The organism is Neorhizobium sp. LMR1-1-1.1, assembly GCF_040675795.1.
Taxonomy (GTDB): domain Bacteria; phylum Pseudomonadota; class Alphaproteobacteria; order Rhizobiales; family Rhizobiaceae; genus Neorhizobium; species Neorhizobium cellulosilyticum.
Map to the genome: position 1 here is coordinate 1 of NZ_JBEGHE010000089.1, position 339 is coordinate 339.

At 56.3% G+C, this 339-nt stretch carries 1 pseudogene; it reads left to right on the forward strand.

From position 1 onward, the window contains the following. Nucleotides 1–254: pseudogene (locus MRBLMR1_RS29170) on the forward strand (hypothetical protein); the annotation flags it as partial. Between the last annotated feature and the right edge of the window lie 85 nt (nucleotides 255–339).

Consider the following 339-nt stretch of genomic DNA (forward strand, 5'->3'; position numbering starts at 1 on the left):
GCTTCGGAAGAAGAAATTCCGCAGGAGATAATAATAGCAAGGGCAGATTTAATAATTCTGCGGGTGTCACCGAAGCCACGGGCGGCTACTCAGTTTCCGTCAAAGGCGGCACCGTCGAAATTCGCTACGCAAACGGGATCCTGGAACGCCTCACCAATCGGCGCTTCTCGATGACTGATCGGCGGGGGCGCACAATCGTGGACCGCCCTGCAACATCTGACGACCGGGCTCGGATTCAATCTCTGCTCAAATGAAAAAGGGATCTACCTGCGCCAGCGTAGGGCGGCCTCGGTTCGATTTGAGACGCTAAGCTTCGCGAAGATGCGGGTTGCGTGGTGC